The sequence below is a fragment of the Ruoffia sp. FAM 24228 genome (assembly GCF_045528575.1).
GTDB lineage: Bacteria > Bacillota > Bacilli > Lactobacillales > Aerococcaceae > Ruoffia > Ruoffia halotolerans.
This window is the reverse complement of the sequence record NZ_JBGQQZ010000139.1, coordinates 1-1121: the sequence shown is the minus strand read 5'-3', so window position 1 is coordinate 1121 and position 1121 is coordinate 1. Positions and strand designations below refer to the sequence as shown.

Here is a 1121-nt window from a genome sequence, read left to right as displayed (position 1 = left end):
CTTTTTAGATTATGAGAAGTATGAGCGGATTGGTTTCCATTCAGGTAACTCTCGCAATGGCACCTATGACCGTAAGGTCAAAACAGAATATGGTGAACTTAAGCTACAGATTCCACGTGATCGTAATGGTGAATTTAAACAACAGACGCTTCCTGCATATAAAAGAACCAATGAGACGTTGGAAGAAACGATTATTCATCTCTTTCGAAAAGGGATCACGATGTCTGAAATTGCCGATTTGATCGAGAAAATGTATGGTCATCATTATACGCCGCAGACGATGTCCAACATGACAAAAGTCTTTTCTGAAGAAGTCGCTGCTTTTAAAAAACGTCCACTAAATGATCATTATGCCGCTATTTATCTGGACGCTACCTACATTCCCTTGAAACGTAAAACAGTAGATAAAGAAGCGATTCATATAGCGGTTGGAATCCGTCCAGATGGCGCCAAAGAAGTGCTCGGTTATGCTATTGCCCCTAATGAGTCTACTGTTACATGGAAAGAGCTATTAGAAGACTTGATAAGCCGTGGGGTTAAATCCGTTCTCCTCTTTGTGACCGATGGTCTTAAAGGGATAAAAGATACGATTCATCAAGCGTTTCCTCAGGCTGCTTATCAACACTGTTGTGTTCATGTTTCTCGCAATATCGCTAGTAAAGTACGCGTAGCTGATCGAAGAGAAGTATGTGAAGATTTTAAAGCTGTTTACCAAGCAGACTCACGAGAAAAAGCGATAGAAGCTCGACTTAATTTTGTAGAGAAATGGCACACCAGCTACCCTAGAGTAACCAAAGCGGTCTTAGAGAACGACAGCTTACTGACGTTCTATGACTTTCCTGTTTCAATCCGTAGGAGCTTGTATTCCACTAATTTGATTGAGTCTTTCAACAAACAAATTAAAAAATATAGTCGGCGTAAAGAGCAGTTTCAGAATGAAGAATCTATGGATCGCTTTTTAGTTTCAAATTTCGATCTTTACAATCAGAAATTTTTAACCCGAAGCCACCGCGGTTTCCAGCAAGCTGAAGCAGAGCTATGGGAAATGTTTGGAACACTAGCAGAGAGCTGATTTTTTTACAGAAGGAATTCTTTATTTACACAAACTTCTTGACGCTCCC

General features: G+C 40.1%; 1 protein-coding gene. It reads left to right on the top strand.

The genetic code is table 11. The features are described 5' to 3' along the window. Positions 1–1072 (top strand): IS256 family transposase (locus ACEN33_RS12385; RefSeq protein ID WP_407095207.1); only part of this gene is annotated, 1072 nt, incomplete at its 5' end. Positions 1073–1121 lie beyond the last annotated feature (49 nt).